The organism is Burkholderia sp. BCC0398, assembly GCF_902833245.1.
Taxonomy (GTDB): Bacteria; Pseudomonadota; Gammaproteobacteria; order Burkholderiales; family Burkholderiaceae; genus Burkholderia; species Burkholderia sola.
The window spans coordinates 90,703-105,777 of sequence record NZ_CADFEM010000007.1 but is presented as its reverse complement, the minus strand read 5'-3'; the positions used below and the strand labels follow the sequence as shown (position 1 = coordinate 105,777).

The window sequence follows — 15,075 nt, the reverse complement described above, 5'->3', positions numbered from 1 at the left end:
CCTGCGAGCGATTTCGGGCATTCGCATGCGCGTTCCGCATGCAAACAGCCCCTCAAAAAGGAAACGGCATCGGGAGTTCCCGATGCCGTTGGATAGGCCCCCGCCTTGGCCGCTAGGCCGGCATCCTGAACCTGAGGTTCAGAATTGGTCGCAGTTAGCAGCACTTCGGGTACATCAGACAGAGTGACGCGCGCGCCCGTGCTACAAATTTCCGCAACCGTGCACATGGCATTGGTTCAAGGAATATATGACCTTGGCGAACCAGGCAGGGAAGCTGACTGAACTGTGTTTCGATGCGCCAATTTGACCACCGTTGACCGTCGAGATCAAGCGGAATCGACGCATCGTTTCAAACGTTACTGCGTCTCGTGCTGTGCGAGCACCGCGCCGAGCTGTTCGTTCATCTGGTGCATTGTACGACGGATTTCTTCCGCCGGAAATGCTTCACCGTGCCGCACGCTCGTTTGCAGCCGCAGCAATTCCGACGCAAGCGACAGCGCCGCCATCACCGCGATGCGATCGGTGCCGCGCACCGAGCTGTTCGAGCGGATTTTCGACATTTCGGCATCGACGCGCGCGACCGCTTCGAGCAGCGCCGCTTCGGTCTCGGCCGAACAGGCGAGCCGATAGGGCTGACCGAGAATCGAGACTTCGATCTGCTTGGTGCTCATGCATGTTCTCCGTGGCTGGCCGCGTCATCGCCATCCGTGCGCGCCTGCGCATCCAGCAGGTCGAGCTGGTTGTCGGCTTGCTCCGCGCTCTTCGAGCGCGGCAGCTTTTCGAGAATCGCGTTCAGTTTCACCTGGGCGTCGTCGATCTTCGCCGACAGCGTGTCGCGCTCGGCCGCGAGCGCATTGCGTTCGTCGCGCAGCTGCGCGAGTTCCGCGCGGACCGTATCCGCTTCCGCGCGCAATTGCGCGACCTGCTCCTCGAGCGCGAGCCGTTCCGAGTGATAGCGCTTGTTCAGCGAAATCAGACGGCCAATATTTTGAGACAGGGTTTCGAGTTCGTTGAGCATTTGCTGCGTCCTCTAAAGACCCAGCATTTTAGCGCGGAATACCGCGCAATCCGACATCTGTAACGTTTCCAGTCGTAACACCCCTGCTTCTTGCCGCGAATAGGCATGTCCGACGCCGGTCCGGACGCTTCCTTGACGCTCGCGCGACCGGCTCCTAAACTGGCGCCGCCTCGGTGCTCGCGCGCAGGATGCGCGGTTAAACGGGAAGCAGGGTGCGGGCTCCGCGAGCGCGCCAACCTGCGCTGCCCCCGCAACGGTAAGCGGCCGCGTCGCGTGACGCAGGCCGGCTCTGGCGCGTTTCGCGTGCAGGTCGCACGCAGGCGCGGGCCACTGCGCGTCATCGCGCGGGAAGGCGAGCCGGACCGCCGCCAGCCCGGATACCGGCCGAGACGGGGAGCCCGCAAGGGCTCCATGACGCGCGGCCTGCGGGGAAGCGGGGCGCGCAATGCTTCACGGAACGTTCTTCGATGCCGACCCCAATCGTTCGCCACGCGCCCCTGTCGCGCCCGGCCGGCCACCGCAAGCGGATGCACCGCGCGTCGGGCGCGCGGCCGTGCGCCGCATGAGCGCCGCGCGCGCCACCGTCATCTGGGCCGCGCTGGCCGCCGTGGTCGCGCTGCTGTTCGTCGCGTCGCTGTCGATCGGCAGCGTGCCGATGTCGCCGTGGCAGGCGCTCGCGTCGCTCGTGCCGCACGGCGGCGATACCTTGTTTGCCGATATCGTCCGGACGCTGCGCCTGCCGCGCGCGCTCGCGGGTTTCGCGTGCGGCGCGCTGCTCGCGCTGGCCGGCGCGTTGTTGCAGGTGCTGCTGCGCAATCCGCTCGCGGAGCCGTACGTGCTGGGCGTGTCCGGCGGCGCGGCCGGCTTCGCGCTCGTCGCGATGATCGCGGGCGGCGCATGGTGGCTCGTCGACGCATCGGCGTTCGCCGGTTCGCTCGTCTCGGTCGCGCTCGTGCTCGGTCTCGCGAGGCGCGAGCTGTGGCGCGGCGAATCGCGCGACGCATCGCCGCGGCTGCTGCTCACGGGCGTCGTGATCGCGGCGGGGTGGGGCGCGCTCGTCACGCTGTTGCTGTCGCTCGCGCCCGATGCACGGCTGCGCGGCATCATCTTCTGGCTGACCGGCGACCTGAACGGCGCGACGGCGCCGTGGTTCGCGTGGGGCGCGCTGTTGCTGAGCGCATGCGCCGCGCTGCCGGCCGCGCCGCAACTGAACGTGCTGCTGCGCGGCGACGCGACCGCGCAGGCGCTCGGCGTGCCGGTCGCGCGGCTGCGCGTGCGGATCTATCTCGTCGCGTCGCTGGCCGCCGCGGCCGCGGTCACGACGGCCGGTACGATCGGCTTCGTCGGCCTCGTCGTGCCGCACGCGTTGCGGCTCGCGTTCGGCAACGACCAGCGGATGCTGCTGCCGGCCGCGATGCTCGCGGGCGGTGGCGGCGTGATGGCGGCCGACCTGCTCGCGCGCACCGCGATCGCGCCCGCACAATTGCCGGTGGGCGTGATGACCGCGTTGATCGGCGTGCCCGTGTTCCTGTGGATGTTGCTGAGGAGGCCGATGCGATGACAGGCACCGCAGCACCGCACGCCGCTGCCGGCGACATGCGCTACATGGCCGTCGACCTGACGCTGAAGGCCGGCGCGCGCACGCTGCTCGACCGCTTCACGCACGCGTTCCGCCCCGGCGAGATCTGGTGCGTCGCCGGGCCGAACGGCGCGGGCAAGACGACGCTGCTCGCCACGCTCGCGGGACTGCAGCCGCCCGCCGGCGGACACGTCGAGATCGACGGTCGGCCGCTTGCCGCATGGCGTCCCGAGCAACTCGCGCAGCGCCGCGCGCTGATGCCGCAGCAACTGCACGATGCGTTCAGCGCGACCGTGTTCGACACGGTGCTGCTCAACCGCTTTCCATATCTCGGCGGCTGGGGTTGGGAGCGCGACGGCGACCGCGCGGCCGCGCGCGAGGCGCTCGCGACATTCGACCTGAACCCGCTCGCGTCGCGCGACGTGATGTCGCTGTCGGGCGGCGAGCGGCAGCGGGTCGCGCTGGCCGCGACGCTGTGCCAGGATGCGCCGCTGATGTTGCTGGACGAACCGCTCGCGCATCTCGACCTGCATCACCAGATCGACTGCCTGACCGCGCTGGCCGCCTGGCTCGCGGCGGGCCCGCGCACGGTGATGTTTTCGTGTCACGACCTGAATCTCGCGCGGCGTTTCGCGACGCATGCGCTGTTGCTCGACGGCCGCGGGCATGCGTGGGCCGGCCGCGTGCATGATGTGCTGACACCGGAGCGCGCGAGCGACGCGTTCGGCTATCCGCTCGTGCTGATCCGCGAGAACGGCCGCGATGCGCTGTTGCCGGCGTGGCCCGCGCGACAATGATCTTTCCCGTTCCGAATTTTCCGATGCGCGGCGCATGCCGCGCCCACCATACGGCCCCTCGATGACCACTTCGACCCAATTCCCGCCCGCGATCGCGCCGCTAGACGACGCGCTGCGCACGCGCCTGCAGCATGTGATCGACCACAAGACCAAGCCGCCCGGCAGCCTCGGCCAGCTCGAGGCGCTCGCGCTGCAGATCGGCCTGATCCAGCGCACCGAGCGGCCGGTCGTGCAGCGTCCGGTGACGATCGTGTTCGCGGGCGACCACGGGATCGCGGCCGAGGGCGTCAGCCCTTATCCGCAGGCGGTGACCGCGCAGATGGTCGCGAACTTCCTCGCCGGCGGCGCGGCGATCAACGCGTTCTCGGGCGTCGCGCAGAGCACGCTCGAGATCGTCGATGCGGGCGTCGCGTCGCCGCTGCCGCTGTCGGACCGGCTGGTGTCGGTTCCGGTCGCGCGCGGCACGCGCAACTTCGCGGCGGAACCCGCGATGACGCGTGAAGAAGCGATGACGGCGCTGGCCGCGGGCGCGGCGCGCGTGCGCCTGCACGCGTCGCTCGGCACGAACGTGATCGGCTTCGGCGAGATGGGGATCGCGAATACGTCGTCGGCCGCGTGCCTGATGAGCCGCCTGCTCGACGTGCCGATCGACGCCTGCGTCGGCCGCGGCACGGGCCTCGACGATCAGGGCCTCGCGCACAAGCGTGCGGTGCTCGGTCGCGCGCTCGTCAAGCACTCGCATGCGATCGCGCCGCTCGACGTGCTCGCGACGTTCGGCGGCTTCGAGATCGCGATGATGACCGGCGCGTACCTCGCGGCCGCGAGCGAGCGGATGACGATCCTCGTCGACGGCTTCATCGCGACCGCCGCGCTGCTCGTCGCCGAGCGCATCGCGCCCGGCGTGCGCGACTACTGCGTGTTCTCGCATACGTCGCACGAGGCCGGCCACCGGCGCATGCTCGAGCATTTCGGCGCGAAGCCGCTGCTCGCGCTCGACCTGCGGCTCGGCGAAGGCACGGGCGCCGCGCTCGCGCTGCCGCTGGTGCGCGCGGCGGCCGCGTTCCTCAGCGAGATGGCGAGCTTCGAATCCGCCGGCGTCGACGATCGTGACGCCTGAGCGCGTGCGCGGCATGCGCGCCGAGCTGCGCTACTTCTTCGTCGCGCTCGGCTATTTCACGCGCGTACCCGTGCCGCGCTCGATCGGCTACGCGGCCGGCGATCTCGACCAGGCCGCGCGCTATTTCCCGCTCGTCGGCGCGTGCGTCGGCGCGTGGGGCGCGCTCGTCTATCTCGTCGCGCTGCGCGTGCTGCCGCCATCGATCGCGGTCGGGCTGTCGATGGCCGCGACGCTGCTCGCGACCGGCGCGTTCCACGAAGACGGCCTCGCCGACAGTTGCGATGCGTTTGGCGGCGGTTACACGCGCGACGACGTGCTGCGCATCATGCACGATTCGCGGATCGGCACGTTCGGCGCCGTTGCGCTCGTGATCGCGCTCGGCCTGAAATGGCAGGCGCTGGCGTCGATGCTGCCGCTGCGCGCCGCATGGACGATGATCGCCGCGCACGCGGCGAGCCGCGCGATGGCCGTGAGCCTGCTGATGACGCTCGACTACGTGCGGCCCGAAGGCAAGGCGAAGCCGGTCGCGCAACGAATGGACGCACGTGCGGCGTGCGTCGCGGCGGTGTTCGGACTGCCGTGGCTGTTCTGGCCGGACTGGCGCATGGGCGTTGCCGCCTGCGTGGCGCTCGTGCTCGTGCGCGCGTGGGCGGCCCGCTATTTCGTGAAGCGGATCGGCGGTTATACGGGCGACTGTCTCGGCTTCGCGCAGCAACTGGGCGAACTGGCGATCTATCTGGTGGTGCTCGGATGGACGTCGTCCTGATCCGTCATCCGGCCGTCGGCATCGAGCCGGGCGTCTGCTATGGGCGCAGCGACGTGCCGCTCGCCGAATCGGCCGATGGCGGCGCGCAGGCCGTGCGCATGCATCTGGCGGAACTAAGTGCGCCGTCGCCCGAACAGGTGCGGACGAGCCCGCTGACGCGCTGCGCGTCGGTTGCCGAACGGCTCGCGCGGGCATTCGACGTACCGCTGCTGGGCGATGACGACTGGCAGGAAATGGATTTCGGCGCGTGGGAAATGCAGCGCTGGGACGATATCGATCGCGCAGCGCTCGATGCGTGGGCGGCCGACCTGATGCATGCGTGCGCGCACGGCGGAGAAAGCGTCGCGCGATTCGTCGCGCGGGTGGCGCGGCAGGCCGATGCGCTTGCGGCGTTCGACGGACCGCAATGGGTCGTCACGCATGCGGGCGTGATCCGCGCATTCGCGTCGCATGTGTTGCGCGTGCCGCTCGACACGTTGCTGTCGCGGCCGGTGCCGACGGGCGGGGCGGTGTGGCTGCGCAGGGAGGGCGCCGCGCGAACGTGGGAAGTCGTGCACTGGGATGCATAGGCGCACTTGCGTCTGCATGTGAACTGCGCTGCGCACGGAGCGATCTGTTTCGAGCACCGCACGCATCCGGCACCGGTGCACGATGCACCGCAACCCGCCGGAAATCAGCGCGCCGGCCGCCGCGCACGCGCGGCCTCCAGATCCTCGCACAGCGCGGCCGCACCCTGCGCGATCCGCGGCGCCGGCCGCGTCAGCAGATCGCCGTCGATTGCGAACAGGTTGTTGCGCGCCACGGCCGTCAGCGCGGGCCACGCGCGCCAGCGCGCGAGGCTCGGCAGCGGTTCGTTCGAACGGGTCGCGCCGGCACTCGTCGTCACGATCGCTTCCGGATTCGCCGCGAGCACCGCCTCGTCGGTCACGGTCGGCGCAAGCGGCTTGAGCGACGCGAACACGTTGCGGCCGCCGCAAAGTTCGAATACTTCGTTGATCAGGTGCGTGCCGTTGAGCGTCGTCAGCGGGCGGTCCCACACCTGGAAGAACATCGCGACGGGCGGGCGTGCCGCGTAGCGTGCGCGCAGTGTCGCGATGTCCCGCGTAAAGGCGGCCGCGGCGGCATCGGCGGCCGGTTGCGTGCCGAGCAGCGTGCCGAGCCGGCGCAACGACGACGACACGTCGTCGAGATGCTTCGGTTCGCTGAAGAACAGCGGGATGTGCAGCGCGCGCAGCGCGTCGGTCTGCCGCTCGGCGTTGCCGTGCCGCCAGACGACGATCAGGTCGGGCTTCAGCGCGGCGATGCGTTCGAGATCGAGCGCCTTGTTGTCGCCGACGCGCGGCACCGCTTGCGCGGCGGCCGGATAGTCGCTGTACGTGACGGTGCCGACGAGCTTCGCACCGCCGCCGGCCGCGTAGACGAGCTCGGTCGCGTGCGGCGCGAGGCTGATCACGCGCTGCGCGGGCGCGGGCAGCGTGACCGTATTGCCGGCGTCGTCGCGGGTCGTGACGTTGGCGTGGACGAGCGGCGCGTGAGCGAGCGCGACCAGCAGCGCGGCTGGCGTCAGCCGACGGAACACGCGTGAACTCATGCGGAGGCCCGCTGCAGCAGCGGTGCGCAATGTGCGAGCGCATCGCAGAGGCGCCGCCATTCGGCTTCGCTGCCCGGCAGGCCGATGCGCACGCTCGACGGCGTCGGGAAGTACCGCGTCCAGATCCCGCGCGCCGCGAGCGCCGCATGCAGCGCCGCGGCGCGCGGATCGTCGGTCCAGCTGAACAGCGGCGTCGCGCGCACCGCGAAGCCGTGCGCGCGCAGCAACGCGGCCAGTCGTTCGCCGTCGGCCCCGAGCCGCTCGCGCGAGGCGGCCTGCCATGCGCGGTCGGCGAATGCCGCGGCGACCGCATGGCGTGCGGGGCCGCTGACGGTCCACGCGCCGAGCACGTCGCGCAGCGCGGCGATCAGCAAGGGATCCGCGAGCACGAAGCCCGCGCGGATCCCGGCCAGCCCGAAGAACTTGCCGACCGAGCGCAGCACGACGAGCCCTGGACGATCGACCTGCGGCGCGAGCGATGGCGTCGCGCCCGTATCGGCGAACGCTTCGTCGACGATCAACGCGCCGCCGCGTGCCGCCAGTTGCGCGTGCCAGCCGAGCAAGCGCGCGGTCGGCATGAATTCGGCGGTCGGATTATTCGGATTCCCGACGATGACGTGGCGCAGCGTCGCGGGCAGCGTATCCGCGCGGATGTCGAGCGCGACGACGCGATGGCCGTGGCGCGCGAACGCGGGCGCGTATTCGCCGTACGCGAGCGCCGCGACGCCTGCGTCGCCGGCCGACAGCAACGCCGGCAACGCGCGGATCGCGGCCTGGCTGCCGGCAACCGGTAGCACGTGCGCGGCGTCGGGCGCGTGGTAGTACCGCGCGGCGCAGGCCGCGAGGCCGTCGCCGTCGTCGGGCAGCCGGCGCCACGCGTCGGCCGGCACGGGCGGAACCGGGTAGCCGACCGGATTGATGCCGGTCGACAGGTCGAGCCACGCGTCGTACGGAATGCCGTGGCGGCGGGCGGCTTCGTGCAGGTTGCCGCCGTGCGCGATGGATGAATCAGACATGATGGGAGGCCATGACGAGTGCGCCGCTCGCGACCAGCAGCGCGAGCCACAGCGCGAGCGTGCGCGTGACGAGCGACAGCGCGGCGACGATGTGAAGGGCGGTGGCCGTGGCGCCGGTGCCGAGCGCCGGCCGATCCTCGATCTCGCCGTGATAGACGGCCGGGCCGCCGAGCTGCACGTTCAGGCTGCCGGCGCCCGCGGCCATCACGGGGCCCGCGTTCGGGCTGTCCCAGTGGCGCGCCTGCGTGCGCCAGCAGCGCCACGCGGCGGCCGTGTCGCCGAGCAGCGCGTAGCTCGCGGCGGTGAGGCGCGCGGGAATCCAGTTCAGCGCATCGTCGAGGCGCGCGGCGGCCCAGCCGAAGGTCAGGAAGCGCGGCGTGCGGTAGCCCCACATCGCGTCGAGCGTGTTCGCGAGCCGGAACAGCAACGCGCCGGGGCCGCCCGCGACGACGAACCAGAAGAGCGCGCCGAAGATCGCGTCGTTGCCGTTTTCGAGCGCCGATTCGACGGCCGCGCGCGACAGCGCACCTTCGTCCGCGTTGCTCGTGTCCCGCGACACGATGCGCGCGGTCAGCGTGCGCGCCGCGTCGAGGTCGTGCCGCAGCAGCGCGGCGGCGATCGGCGCGACGTGGTCGGCGAGGCTCTTCGCGCCGAGCGCGAACCACAGCAGCGCGACGTGCAGCGCCGCCGCGAACGGCCAGGGCAGCACGGCGACGAGCCATGCCGCGACGGCCACCGGCGGCACGACCGCCGCGAGCCACGCGGCGACGCCGACTACGCGGCCGCGCCGGCCCGTGTTCAGCGCGGCTTCGATGCGCGCGGCGACGCGGCCGAACGCGACGAGCGGATGCCAGCCGGCCGGCTCGCCGATGGCGCGGTCGACGATCGCGGCCGCGACCGCCAGCATCGCGACGACGGGCAGCGACAGCATCAGCATGACGGCGCGCCCGCCTTGAGGTCGAGCGGCAGCCCGGCAACCAGCAGCGTGACGCGCGTCGCGAGCGCGGCGACGCGCTGGTTCAGGCGGCCGAGCTCGTCGACGTAGCGGCGCGTGACCGACCCGAGCGGCACGACGCCGAGCCCGATCTCGTTGCTGACGACGATCACCTTCGCGTGCGCGCCGCGCAGCGCGTGCTCGAGCCGCTCGACCTGGGCCGCGTACTGCGCGTCGTCGAGCGGTGCGCCGTCGGCGGGGCACAGCAGGTTCGTGAGCCACAGCGTCAGGCAGTCGACGAGCAGGCACGCGTGCGGATCGTCGAGCCGCGCGAGCGTGCCGGCGAGATCGACGCTCGCGTCGGCGAACCCCCAGTCGGCCGGCCGGCGCGCGCGGTGATGCGCGATGCGCTGCGCGAATTCGGGATCGGCGGCGGTCGCGGTCGCGATGTAGGTGACGGGGCGGCCGCTATCGGCGGCGAGCCGCTCGGCATGCGCGCTCTTGCCCGAGCGCGCGCCGCCGAGGACGAAGGTGAGGTCGTGCGGAATCATCGCGTGATTGTAACGGCGCGGGCGACCCGGCGCGGGCGATAATGCCGCCTTTGCTTCGCGACACCTTTCACACGATGAATGCACCCGAGCCGCGGCCGCGCGGCACGCTGATGATCCAGGGCACGACGTCCGACGCGGGCAAGAGCACGCTCGTCGCGGGCCTGTGCCGCCTCGCGCGACGCGGCGGCGTGCGCGTCGCGCCGTTCAAGCCGCAGAACATGGCGCTCAACAGCGCGGTGACGGTCGACGGCGGCGAGATCGGCCGCGCGCAAGCGTTGCAGGCGCTGGCCGCCGGCGTCGCGCCGCATACGGATTTCAATCCGGTGCTGCTGAAGCCGACGAGCGACCGCGGCGCGCAGGTGATCATTCACGGCAAGGCGCGCATGAACCTCGACGCGCGGGCGTATCACGACTACAAGCCGGTCGCGTTCGATGCGGTGCTCGAGTCGTATGCGCGCCTGCGCGCCGGTTACGACACGGTGATCGTCGAAGGCGCCGGCAGCCCGGCCGAGATCAACCTGCGCGACGGCGACATCGCGAACATGGGCTTTGCCGAGCGCGTCGACTGCCCGGTCGTGCTCGTCGCCGACATCGATCGCGGCGGCGTGTTCGCGCATCTGGTCGGCACGCTCGCCTGCCTGTCGGACAGCGAGCGCGCGCGCGTGCGCGGCTTCGTGATCAACCGTTTCCGCGGCGACCTCAAGCTGCTCGAACCGGGGCTCGACTGGCTGCGCGCGCAGACGGGCAAGCCGGTGTTCGGCGTGCTGCCGTATCTGCACGGGCTGCTGCTCGACGCCGAGGACATGCTGCCCGCGCAGGCGCGCAGTGCCGCCGCCCGCGGCGATGCCGGCGTGTTGCGCGTCGTCGTGCCCGCGCTGCCGCGCATCAGCAACCACACCGATTTCGATCCGCTGCGCGCGCATCCGCAGGTCGAATTCACGTACTGGAAGAGCGGCCCCGTGCCCGACGCCGACCTGCTGATCCTGCCCGGTTCGAAGAGCGTGCAGCGCGATCTCGCGTGGCTGCGCGATGCGGGCTGGGACGCGCTGATCCGGCGCCATCTCCGCTACGGCGGCAAGGTGATCGGCATCTGCGGCGGCATGCAGATGCTCGGCGGCACGCTCGACGATCCGCTCGGCCTCGAAGGCGCGCCCGGCAGCGTGCCAGGGCTCGGGCTGCTCGAGTTCGACACGACGCTGCAGCCCGACAAGACGCTGAAGAACGTGACCGGTCGACTCGCGCTGCCGGGCGCGGCGGCCGTGCGCGGCTACGAGATTCACATGGGCGACACGCGCGGGCCGGCGCTCGCGACGCCCGCGCTGACGCTGGCCGCCGATGCCGCGCAGGACGGCATGCGTCCCGACGGCGCGAGATCGGCCGACGGCCAGATCCTCGCGACCTACGTGCACGGGCTGTTCGACGCGCCCGACGCCTGCGCGGCGCTGCTCGCGTGGGCGGGGCTCGACGGCGCGGCCCGCATCGACTACCCGGCGCTGCGCGAGGCGTCGCTCGAGCGGCTGGCCGACACGTTCGCCGAGCACCTCGACCTCGACGCGCTGTACGCCGAGTTTCGTTGAAACCGCGCCGGTCGACTCTCGCTTTTTCCGCGCGATCGCGTACAACAGAGGAGGGCGGAGGTCCGCCCGAAGGAGGGCGACGATGAGGGCTCGATGGTGGTGGAGCGTCCTGCTCGCGGCGCTGCTGGGCGCGTCCGCGGCCGCGCATGCCTGCGATTCGTATGCGCCGGGCGGCGGCCAGTCCGGCGGTGACGCCACGCAAGGCAAGAGCGGTTACTGAGCAGGAAGGACGCAGGGCATGATCGGTCATGCCCTTTTTTTTGCGTCGATTCATTCCTGAATGGATGTAATTTAAGCGGGCTGGTGCGTTTATCGGCCGAATGGATTCGAATAGAGTGCGATCCATTCCATCCACTCACCAAGGAATCCGTCATGAACGCCAACCGCCTGAACGATTTCGCCGCGACGCTGCTGCGCGTCGCCCTCGGCGTGCTGTACCTCGCGCACGTCGCACAGAAAATATTCGTCTTCACGCTGCCGGGCACCGCGCAGTTTTTCACGTCGATCGGCCTGCCGGGCTGGCTCGCGTACCTGACCACGTTCGTCGAACTGGCGGGCGGCCTCGCGCTGCTCGCGGGGTTCCGCGTGCGCATCGCCGCGCTGGTGCTGCTGCCGTTCATGCTCGGCGCGGTCGCCGCGCATCTGCCGAACGGCTGGGGCTTCTCGTCGCCGCACGGCGGCTGGGAATATCCGGCGTTCTGGGCCGTCACGCTGGCCGTGCAGGCCCTGCTGGGCGGCGGCGCGTTCGCGCTCGGCGCGCGGGAGGCCGCGGTCCAGCGCGCGTGACGTGAAGGAAAGCAGACGAAAGGGGCACAGGTTCGGTGCGACCGGTTCCGGTGACCCCCCGTTTGCCGATATCATCGCTCCCTGTATCCGCAATCGAGCGGCGCCTGCCATGCGGCCGGCGCCGCGCGGCTTTTTCGGGGGAATTCATGACGGTCATCGTGGTGGCGAATCCGAAGGGCGGCGTGGGCAAGAGCACGCTGTCCACCAATCTAGCCGGCTATTTCGCGGCGCAGGGCGCATGGGTCGCGCTGGCCGACCTGGACCGGCAGCAGTCCGCGCATGCGTGGCTCGACCTGCGGCCGGCCGGCTTGCCGGCGATCGAGGCGTGGGCGCTCGATCCGGAGGCGCCGTCGAAGCCGCCGCGCGGCCTCGAATACGCGGTGATCGATACGCCGGCCGGCCTGCACGGCACGCGGCTCAACGTCGCGCTGCAACTGGCCGACAAGGTGATCGTGCCGCTGCAGCCGTCGATGTTCGATATTCTCGCGACCCAGCAGTTTCTGGAACGCCTTGCCGGCGAGAAGGCCGTGCGCAAGGGCAGCGTCGAGGTCGGGATCGTCGGGATGCGGGTCGACGCGCGCACGCGCTCGTCCGACCAGCTGCACCGGTTCGTCGAAGGGCTCGGCCTGCCGGTGCTCGGCTACGTGCGCGACACGCAGAACTACGTGCAGATCGCCGCGCACGGCCTGACGCTGTGGGATGTCGCGAAAAGCCGCGTCGAGAAGGATCTCGAACAGTGGCGGCCGATCGTCGAATGGGCCGAGCGCCGCGCGCCGAAGGCCGAGAAGGCCGTCAAGGCCGCGTCCTGAACGCCCGGCCGTCCGGCCGGCGCGACATCCAATGAGAAGGGCCGGATCCCGTCGCGTACGGTGTCCGGCCCTTCGGTCGCACGCGGCATCGCTGCACCGCATGCCGCGGCATGCGGGCGTGCCCCGCTCAGGTCACGTCCAGTTCTGCGTCGGCACGTGATCGCGGTGGCCCTTGATCTTGTTGCCTTCGTCGATGAACACGAGCTTCGGCTTCCAGCCGGCCTGCAGTTCCGCTTCGTCAACCATCGCGAATGCCGCGATGATCACGAGGTCGCCGAGCTGCGCGCGGCGTGCGGCCGAGCCGTTCAGCGAGATCATCCCGCTGCCGCGCTCGCCCTTGATCGCGTAGGTCGAGAAGCGCTCGCCGTTGTTGATGTTCCAGATGTCGATCCGTTCGTTTTCGATGAGGCCCGCCGCTTCGAGCAGGTCTTCGTCGATCGCGCACGAACCTTCATAGTGCAGTTCGCAGTGCGTGACCGCCGCACGGTGGATCTTCGATTTGAGCATGTGGCGCTGCATGGTGTCTCCGTGATGCGTCGTGAGAGGCGCGGCGGGCCGCGCGTCAGATTTCCAGGTTGTCGATGAGGCGCGTCGCGCCGAGCTTCGCGGCCGCGAGCACGACGAGCGGTTCGCCGGCTTCGAGTTCGGCTGCGCTCGGGGCGATCAGGTTCGCGCGGCGGCGGATCGCGATGTAGTCGGGCACCCAGCCGCGTTCGGCCAGGTGCGCGTGCGCATGCTGCTCGAGCTTGCCGAGATCGCGTTCGCCGCCGAGCACGCTGTCGCGCACGCGCTGCAGCGTTTTCGCCAGTTCGGGCGCTTCGTTGCGCTCGTCGGTCGTCAGGTAGCGGTTGCGCGACGACAGCGCGAGGCCGTCGTCGTCGCGCACGGTTTCGGCGGCGATGATGTCGACCGGCAGCGCGAGCTGCTGGCACATCCGGCGCACGATCATCAACTGCTGGTAGTCCTTCTTGCCGAACACGGCGACGCGCGGCTGCACGCAGGACATCAGCTTCGTGACGACCGTGCACACGCCGGCGAAGAAGCCGGGCCGGAACTCGCCCTCGAGGATCCCGCCGAGATCGTCCGGCGGCAGCACGCGGTATTCCTGCGGCTCAGGGTACATGTCGCGCTCGGTCGGCGCGAACAGCACGTACACGTTTTCCTGCTGCAGCTTCTCGATATCGTCCTGGAGCGTGCGCGGGTACTTGTCGAAATCCTCGTTCGGGCCGAATTGCAGCCGGTTGACGAAGATGCTCGCCACGACCGGGTCGCCGTGCTGGCGCGCGAGGCGCATCAGCGACAGGTGCCCTTCGTGCAGGTTGCCCATCGTCGGCACGAACGCCGTGCGGTTCTGTCCGCGCAGCTGGTCGCGCAGTTCCTGGATCGAGCTGATGACTTTCATGATCGGGTAGCGGGTTCCTCGCGCAGGCGCGCGTTGACGCCGCGGCAGCGGCATCGGGGTCGAAGCGGAGAACGCCGGCGCGCGGGCGGCGCATCGGGTGTCGGCGGATTGTAGAGGATTTGGCCGCGCGACGCATCGATAAAAGAACGATCGTTCACTTTATAGTGGGACGTGCCGGATACCCGCCGGACGGCCATTCGCGGCGGCGAAGCGTCGAGCGTCGGGATACACCGGGGAACGGGGAGCGGCGGGGCGGCCCTTACGCGGGCAGGTAAGCGAGACGCACGTAGATCGGCGCGAACGGTTCGGCCTGCGTGATCTCGAGCAGCGATTCGCGCGCGAGTTCGAGCATCGCGATGAAGTTCACGACGACGACCGGCACGCCGCGCGACGTGTCGAACAGCTCGGCGAATTCCATGAAGCGCGCGTTCTGCAGCCGGCGCAGGATCAGGCTCATGTGTTCGCGCACCGACAGCTCCTCGCGGGAGATCTTGTGGTGCTGGACGAGCTTCGCGCGCTTGAGCACGTCGGCCCACGCGGCGCGCAGGTCGTCCGAATTCACGTCGGGAAAGCGCGGCGTGACGCTCTGCTCGATGTAGACCTCGGCGCGCAGGAAATCGCGGCCAAGCTGCGGCAACTGGTCGAGCCGCTGCGCGGCGAGCTTCATCTGCTCGTACTCGAGCAGCCGGCGCACGAGTTCGGCGCGCGGATCCTCGGCTTCCTCGCCGGTGTCGGCCTTCTTGACCGGCAGCAGCATCCGCGACTTGATCTCGATCAGCATCGCGGCCATCAGCAGGTACTCGGCCGCGAGCTCGAGGTTCGACGTGCGGATCTGGTCGACGTAGCCCAGATATTGCGCGGTGACCTGCGCCATCGGGATGTCGAGCACGTTGAAGTTCTGCTTGCGGATCAGGTACAGCAGCAGGTCGAGCGGGCCTTCGAACGTCTCGAGGAACACCTCGAGCGCGTCGGGCGGGATGTACAGATCCTGCGGCAGCTTGAACAGCGGCTCGCCGTACAGGCGAGCGAACGCCGCGACACCGTCGACCGTGTCGGGCGTCGAATCGGCGCCCGCGGGCGCGGCGATCGCGTCGTCCTGCCGGGCGGCGCTGGCCTCGTCGGCGGCGCTCAC

18 protein-coding genes, 1 other RNA gene and 1 riboswitch are annotated in these 15,075 nt (G+C 70.3%); of the genes, 9 read left to right on the top strand and 10 right to left on the bottom strand.

The window, feature by feature from the left end:
• Positions 1-93: 93 nt before the first annotated feature.
• The 3 genes from ssrS to HWX76_RS17050 all read right to left on the bottom strand — a co-directional run bounded on the left by ssrS (position 94) and on the right by HWX76_RS17050 (position 1,018).
• Positions 94-275: non-coding RNA, 6S RNA (gene ssrS / locus HWX76_RS17060), on the bottom strand.
• An 81-nt stretch (positions 276-356) separates the two neighbouring features.
• Complete coding sequence (locus HWX76_RS17055; RefSeq protein ID WP_006478091.1) at positions 357-671, bottom strand: cell division protein ZapA; 315 nt, start codon at positions 669-671, stop codon at positions 357-359.
• Positions 668-1,018, bottom strand: a complete 351-nt coding sequence (locus tag HWX76_RS17050) for an ATPase (RefSeq protein WP_006478092.1) — start codon at positions 1,016-1,018, stop codon at positions 668-670. The genes HWX76_RS17055 and HWX76_RS17050 overlap by 4 nt, the downstream gene beginning before the upstream one ends.
• 154 nt (positions 1,019-1,172) lie before the next feature.
• Positions 1,173-1,422, top strand: a riboswitch (cobalamin riboswitch).
• Positions 1,423-1,463: 41 nt separating this feature from the next.
• Between HWX76_RS17050 and HWX76_RS17045 the strand changes: the two genes are divergently transcribed.
• The 5 genes from HWX76_RS17045 (at position 1,464) to cobC (ending at position 5,846) form a co-directional block, all read left to right on the top strand.
• Entirely contained in the window at positions 1,464-2,579 is a 1,116-nt protein-coding gene (locus HWX76_RS17045; RefSeq protein WP_050012063.1) for an iron ABC transporter permease, read from the top strand.
• Positions 2,576-3,394, top strand: coding sequence for an ABC transporter ATP-binding protein (locus tag HWX76_RS17040; RefSeq protein WP_050012062.1), 819 nt, complete (start codon positions 2,576-2,578; stop codon positions 3,392-3,394). The genes HWX76_RS17045 and HWX76_RS17040 overlap by 4 nt, the downstream gene beginning before the upstream one ends.
• 61 nt (positions 3,395-3,455) lie before the next feature.
• Positions 3,456-4,511 carry a nicotinate-nucleotide--dimethylbenzimidazole phosphoribosyltransferase gene (gene cobT, locus HWX76_RS17035; RefSeq protein WP_050012061.1) on the top strand — a complete coding sequence of 352 codons (1,056 nt, stop codon included), beginning with the start codon at positions 3,456-3,458 and terminating at the stop codon, positions 4,509-4,511.
• A gap of 13 nt (positions 4,512-4,524) precedes the next feature.
• Complete coding sequence (locus HWX76_RS17030) at positions 4,525-5,277, top strand: adenosylcobinamide-GDP ribazoletransferase (RefSeq protein WP_050012060.1); 753 nt, start codon at positions 4,525-4,527, stop codon at positions 5,275-5,277.
• Positions 5,262-5,846: an alpha-ribazole phosphatase gene (cobC, locus tag HWX76_RS17025; RefSeq protein WP_050012059.1), complete on the top strand. Its 585-nt coding sequence runs from the start codon at positions 5,262-5,264 to the stop codon at positions 5,844-5,846. Before HWX76_RS17030 ends, cobC begins: the two co-directional genes overlap by 16 nt.
• A gap of 104 nt (positions 5,847-5,950) precedes the next feature.
• On the opposite strand, the gene HWX76_RS17020 is transcribed toward cobC, so the two are convergent.
• From HWX76_RS17020 to cobU, 4 genes are read right to left on the bottom strand one after another with little or no spacing between them, the layout of a single operon-like run.
• A complete protein-coding gene (locus tag HWX76_RS17020) occupies positions 5,951-6,868 on the bottom strand; it encodes a cobalamin-binding protein (protein ID WP_050012058.1) in 918 nt (305 codons plus the stop codon).
• Positions 6,865-7,884, bottom strand: a complete 1,020-nt coding sequence (gene cobD, locus HWX76_RS17015) for a threonine-phosphate decarboxylase CobD (RefSeq protein WP_089488734.1) — start codon at positions 7,882-7,884, stop codon at positions 6,865-6,867. The genes HWX76_RS17020 and cobD overlap by 4 nt, the downstream gene beginning before the upstream one ends.
• The gene (cbiB, locus tag HWX76_RS17010) at positions 7,877-8,821 is read right to left on the bottom strand and encodes an adenosylcobinamide-phosphate synthase CbiB (protein WP_050012056.1); all 945 of its coding nucleotides are present in this window, start codon (positions 8,819-8,821) and stop codon (positions 7,877-7,879) included. Before cbiB ends, cobD begins: the two co-directional genes overlap by 8 nt.
• On the bottom strand, positions 8,815-9,369 hold the full coding sequence (gene cobU, locus HWX76_RS17005) for a bifunctional adenosylcobinamide kinase/adenosylcobinamide-phosphate guanylyltransferase (RefSeq protein WP_050012055.1): 555 nt from the start codon (positions 9,367-9,369) through the stop codon (positions 8,815-8,817). The genes cbiB and cobU overlap by 7 nt, the downstream gene beginning before the upstream one ends.
• 74 nt (positions 9,370-9,443) lie before the next feature.
• Between cobU and HWX76_RS17000 the strand changes: the two genes are divergently transcribed.
• The 4 genes from HWX76_RS17000 (at position 9,444) to HWX76_RS16985 (ending at position 12,541) form a co-directional block, all read left to right on the top strand.
• Positions 9,444-10,946 (top strand): cobyric acid synthase, encoded by a 1,503-nt coding sequence (locus HWX76_RS17000; RefSeq protein ID WP_050012105.1) that lies wholly within the window; start codon positions 9,444-9,446, stop codon positions 10,944-10,946.
• 82 nt (positions 10,947-11,028) lie between these two features.
• The gene (locus tag HWX76_RS16995; RefSeq protein ID WP_162838115.1) at positions 11,029-11,166 is read left to right on the top strand and encodes a hypothetical protein; all 138 of its coding nucleotides are present in this window, start codon (positions 11,029-11,031) and stop codon (positions 11,164-11,166) included.
• Positions 11,167-11,318: 152 nt separating this feature from the next.
• Entirely contained in the window at positions 11,319-11,732 is a 414-nt protein-coding gene (locus HWX76_RS16990; RefSeq protein ID WP_050012054.1) for a DoxX family protein, read from the top strand.
• A gap of 146 nt (positions 11,733-11,878) precedes the next feature.
• Positions 11,879-12,541 carry a ParA family protein gene (locus HWX76_RS16985; RefSeq protein ID WP_050012053.1) on the top strand — a complete coding sequence of 221 codons (663 nt, stop codon included), beginning with the start codon at positions 11,879-11,881 and terminating at the stop codon, positions 12,539-12,541.
• 132 nt (positions 12,542-12,673) lie between these two features.
• Here HWX76_RS16985 and panD read toward each other — a convergent pair whose 3' ends face one another.
• The 3 genes from panD to HWX76_RS16970 form a co-directional block, all read right to left on the bottom strand.
• On the bottom strand, positions 12,674-13,060 hold the full coding sequence (gene panD / locus HWX76_RS16980; protein WP_006484038.1) for an aspartate 1-decarboxylase: 387 nt from the start codon (positions 13,058-13,060) through the stop codon (positions 12,674-12,676).
• 43 nt (positions 13,061-13,103) lie between these two features.
• Positions 13,104-13,943 carry a pantoate--beta-alanine ligase gene (gene panC, locus HWX76_RS16975; RefSeq protein WP_089488927.1) on the bottom strand — a complete coding sequence of 280 codons (840 nt, stop codon included), beginning with the start codon at positions 13,941-13,943 and terminating at the stop codon, positions 13,104-13,106.
• 259 nt (positions 13,944-14,202) lie between these two features.
• Complete coding sequence (locus HWX76_RS16970) at positions 14,203-15,075, bottom strand: ScpA family protein (RefSeq protein ID WP_021164248.1); 873 nt, start codon at positions 15,073-15,075, stop codon at positions 14,203-14,205.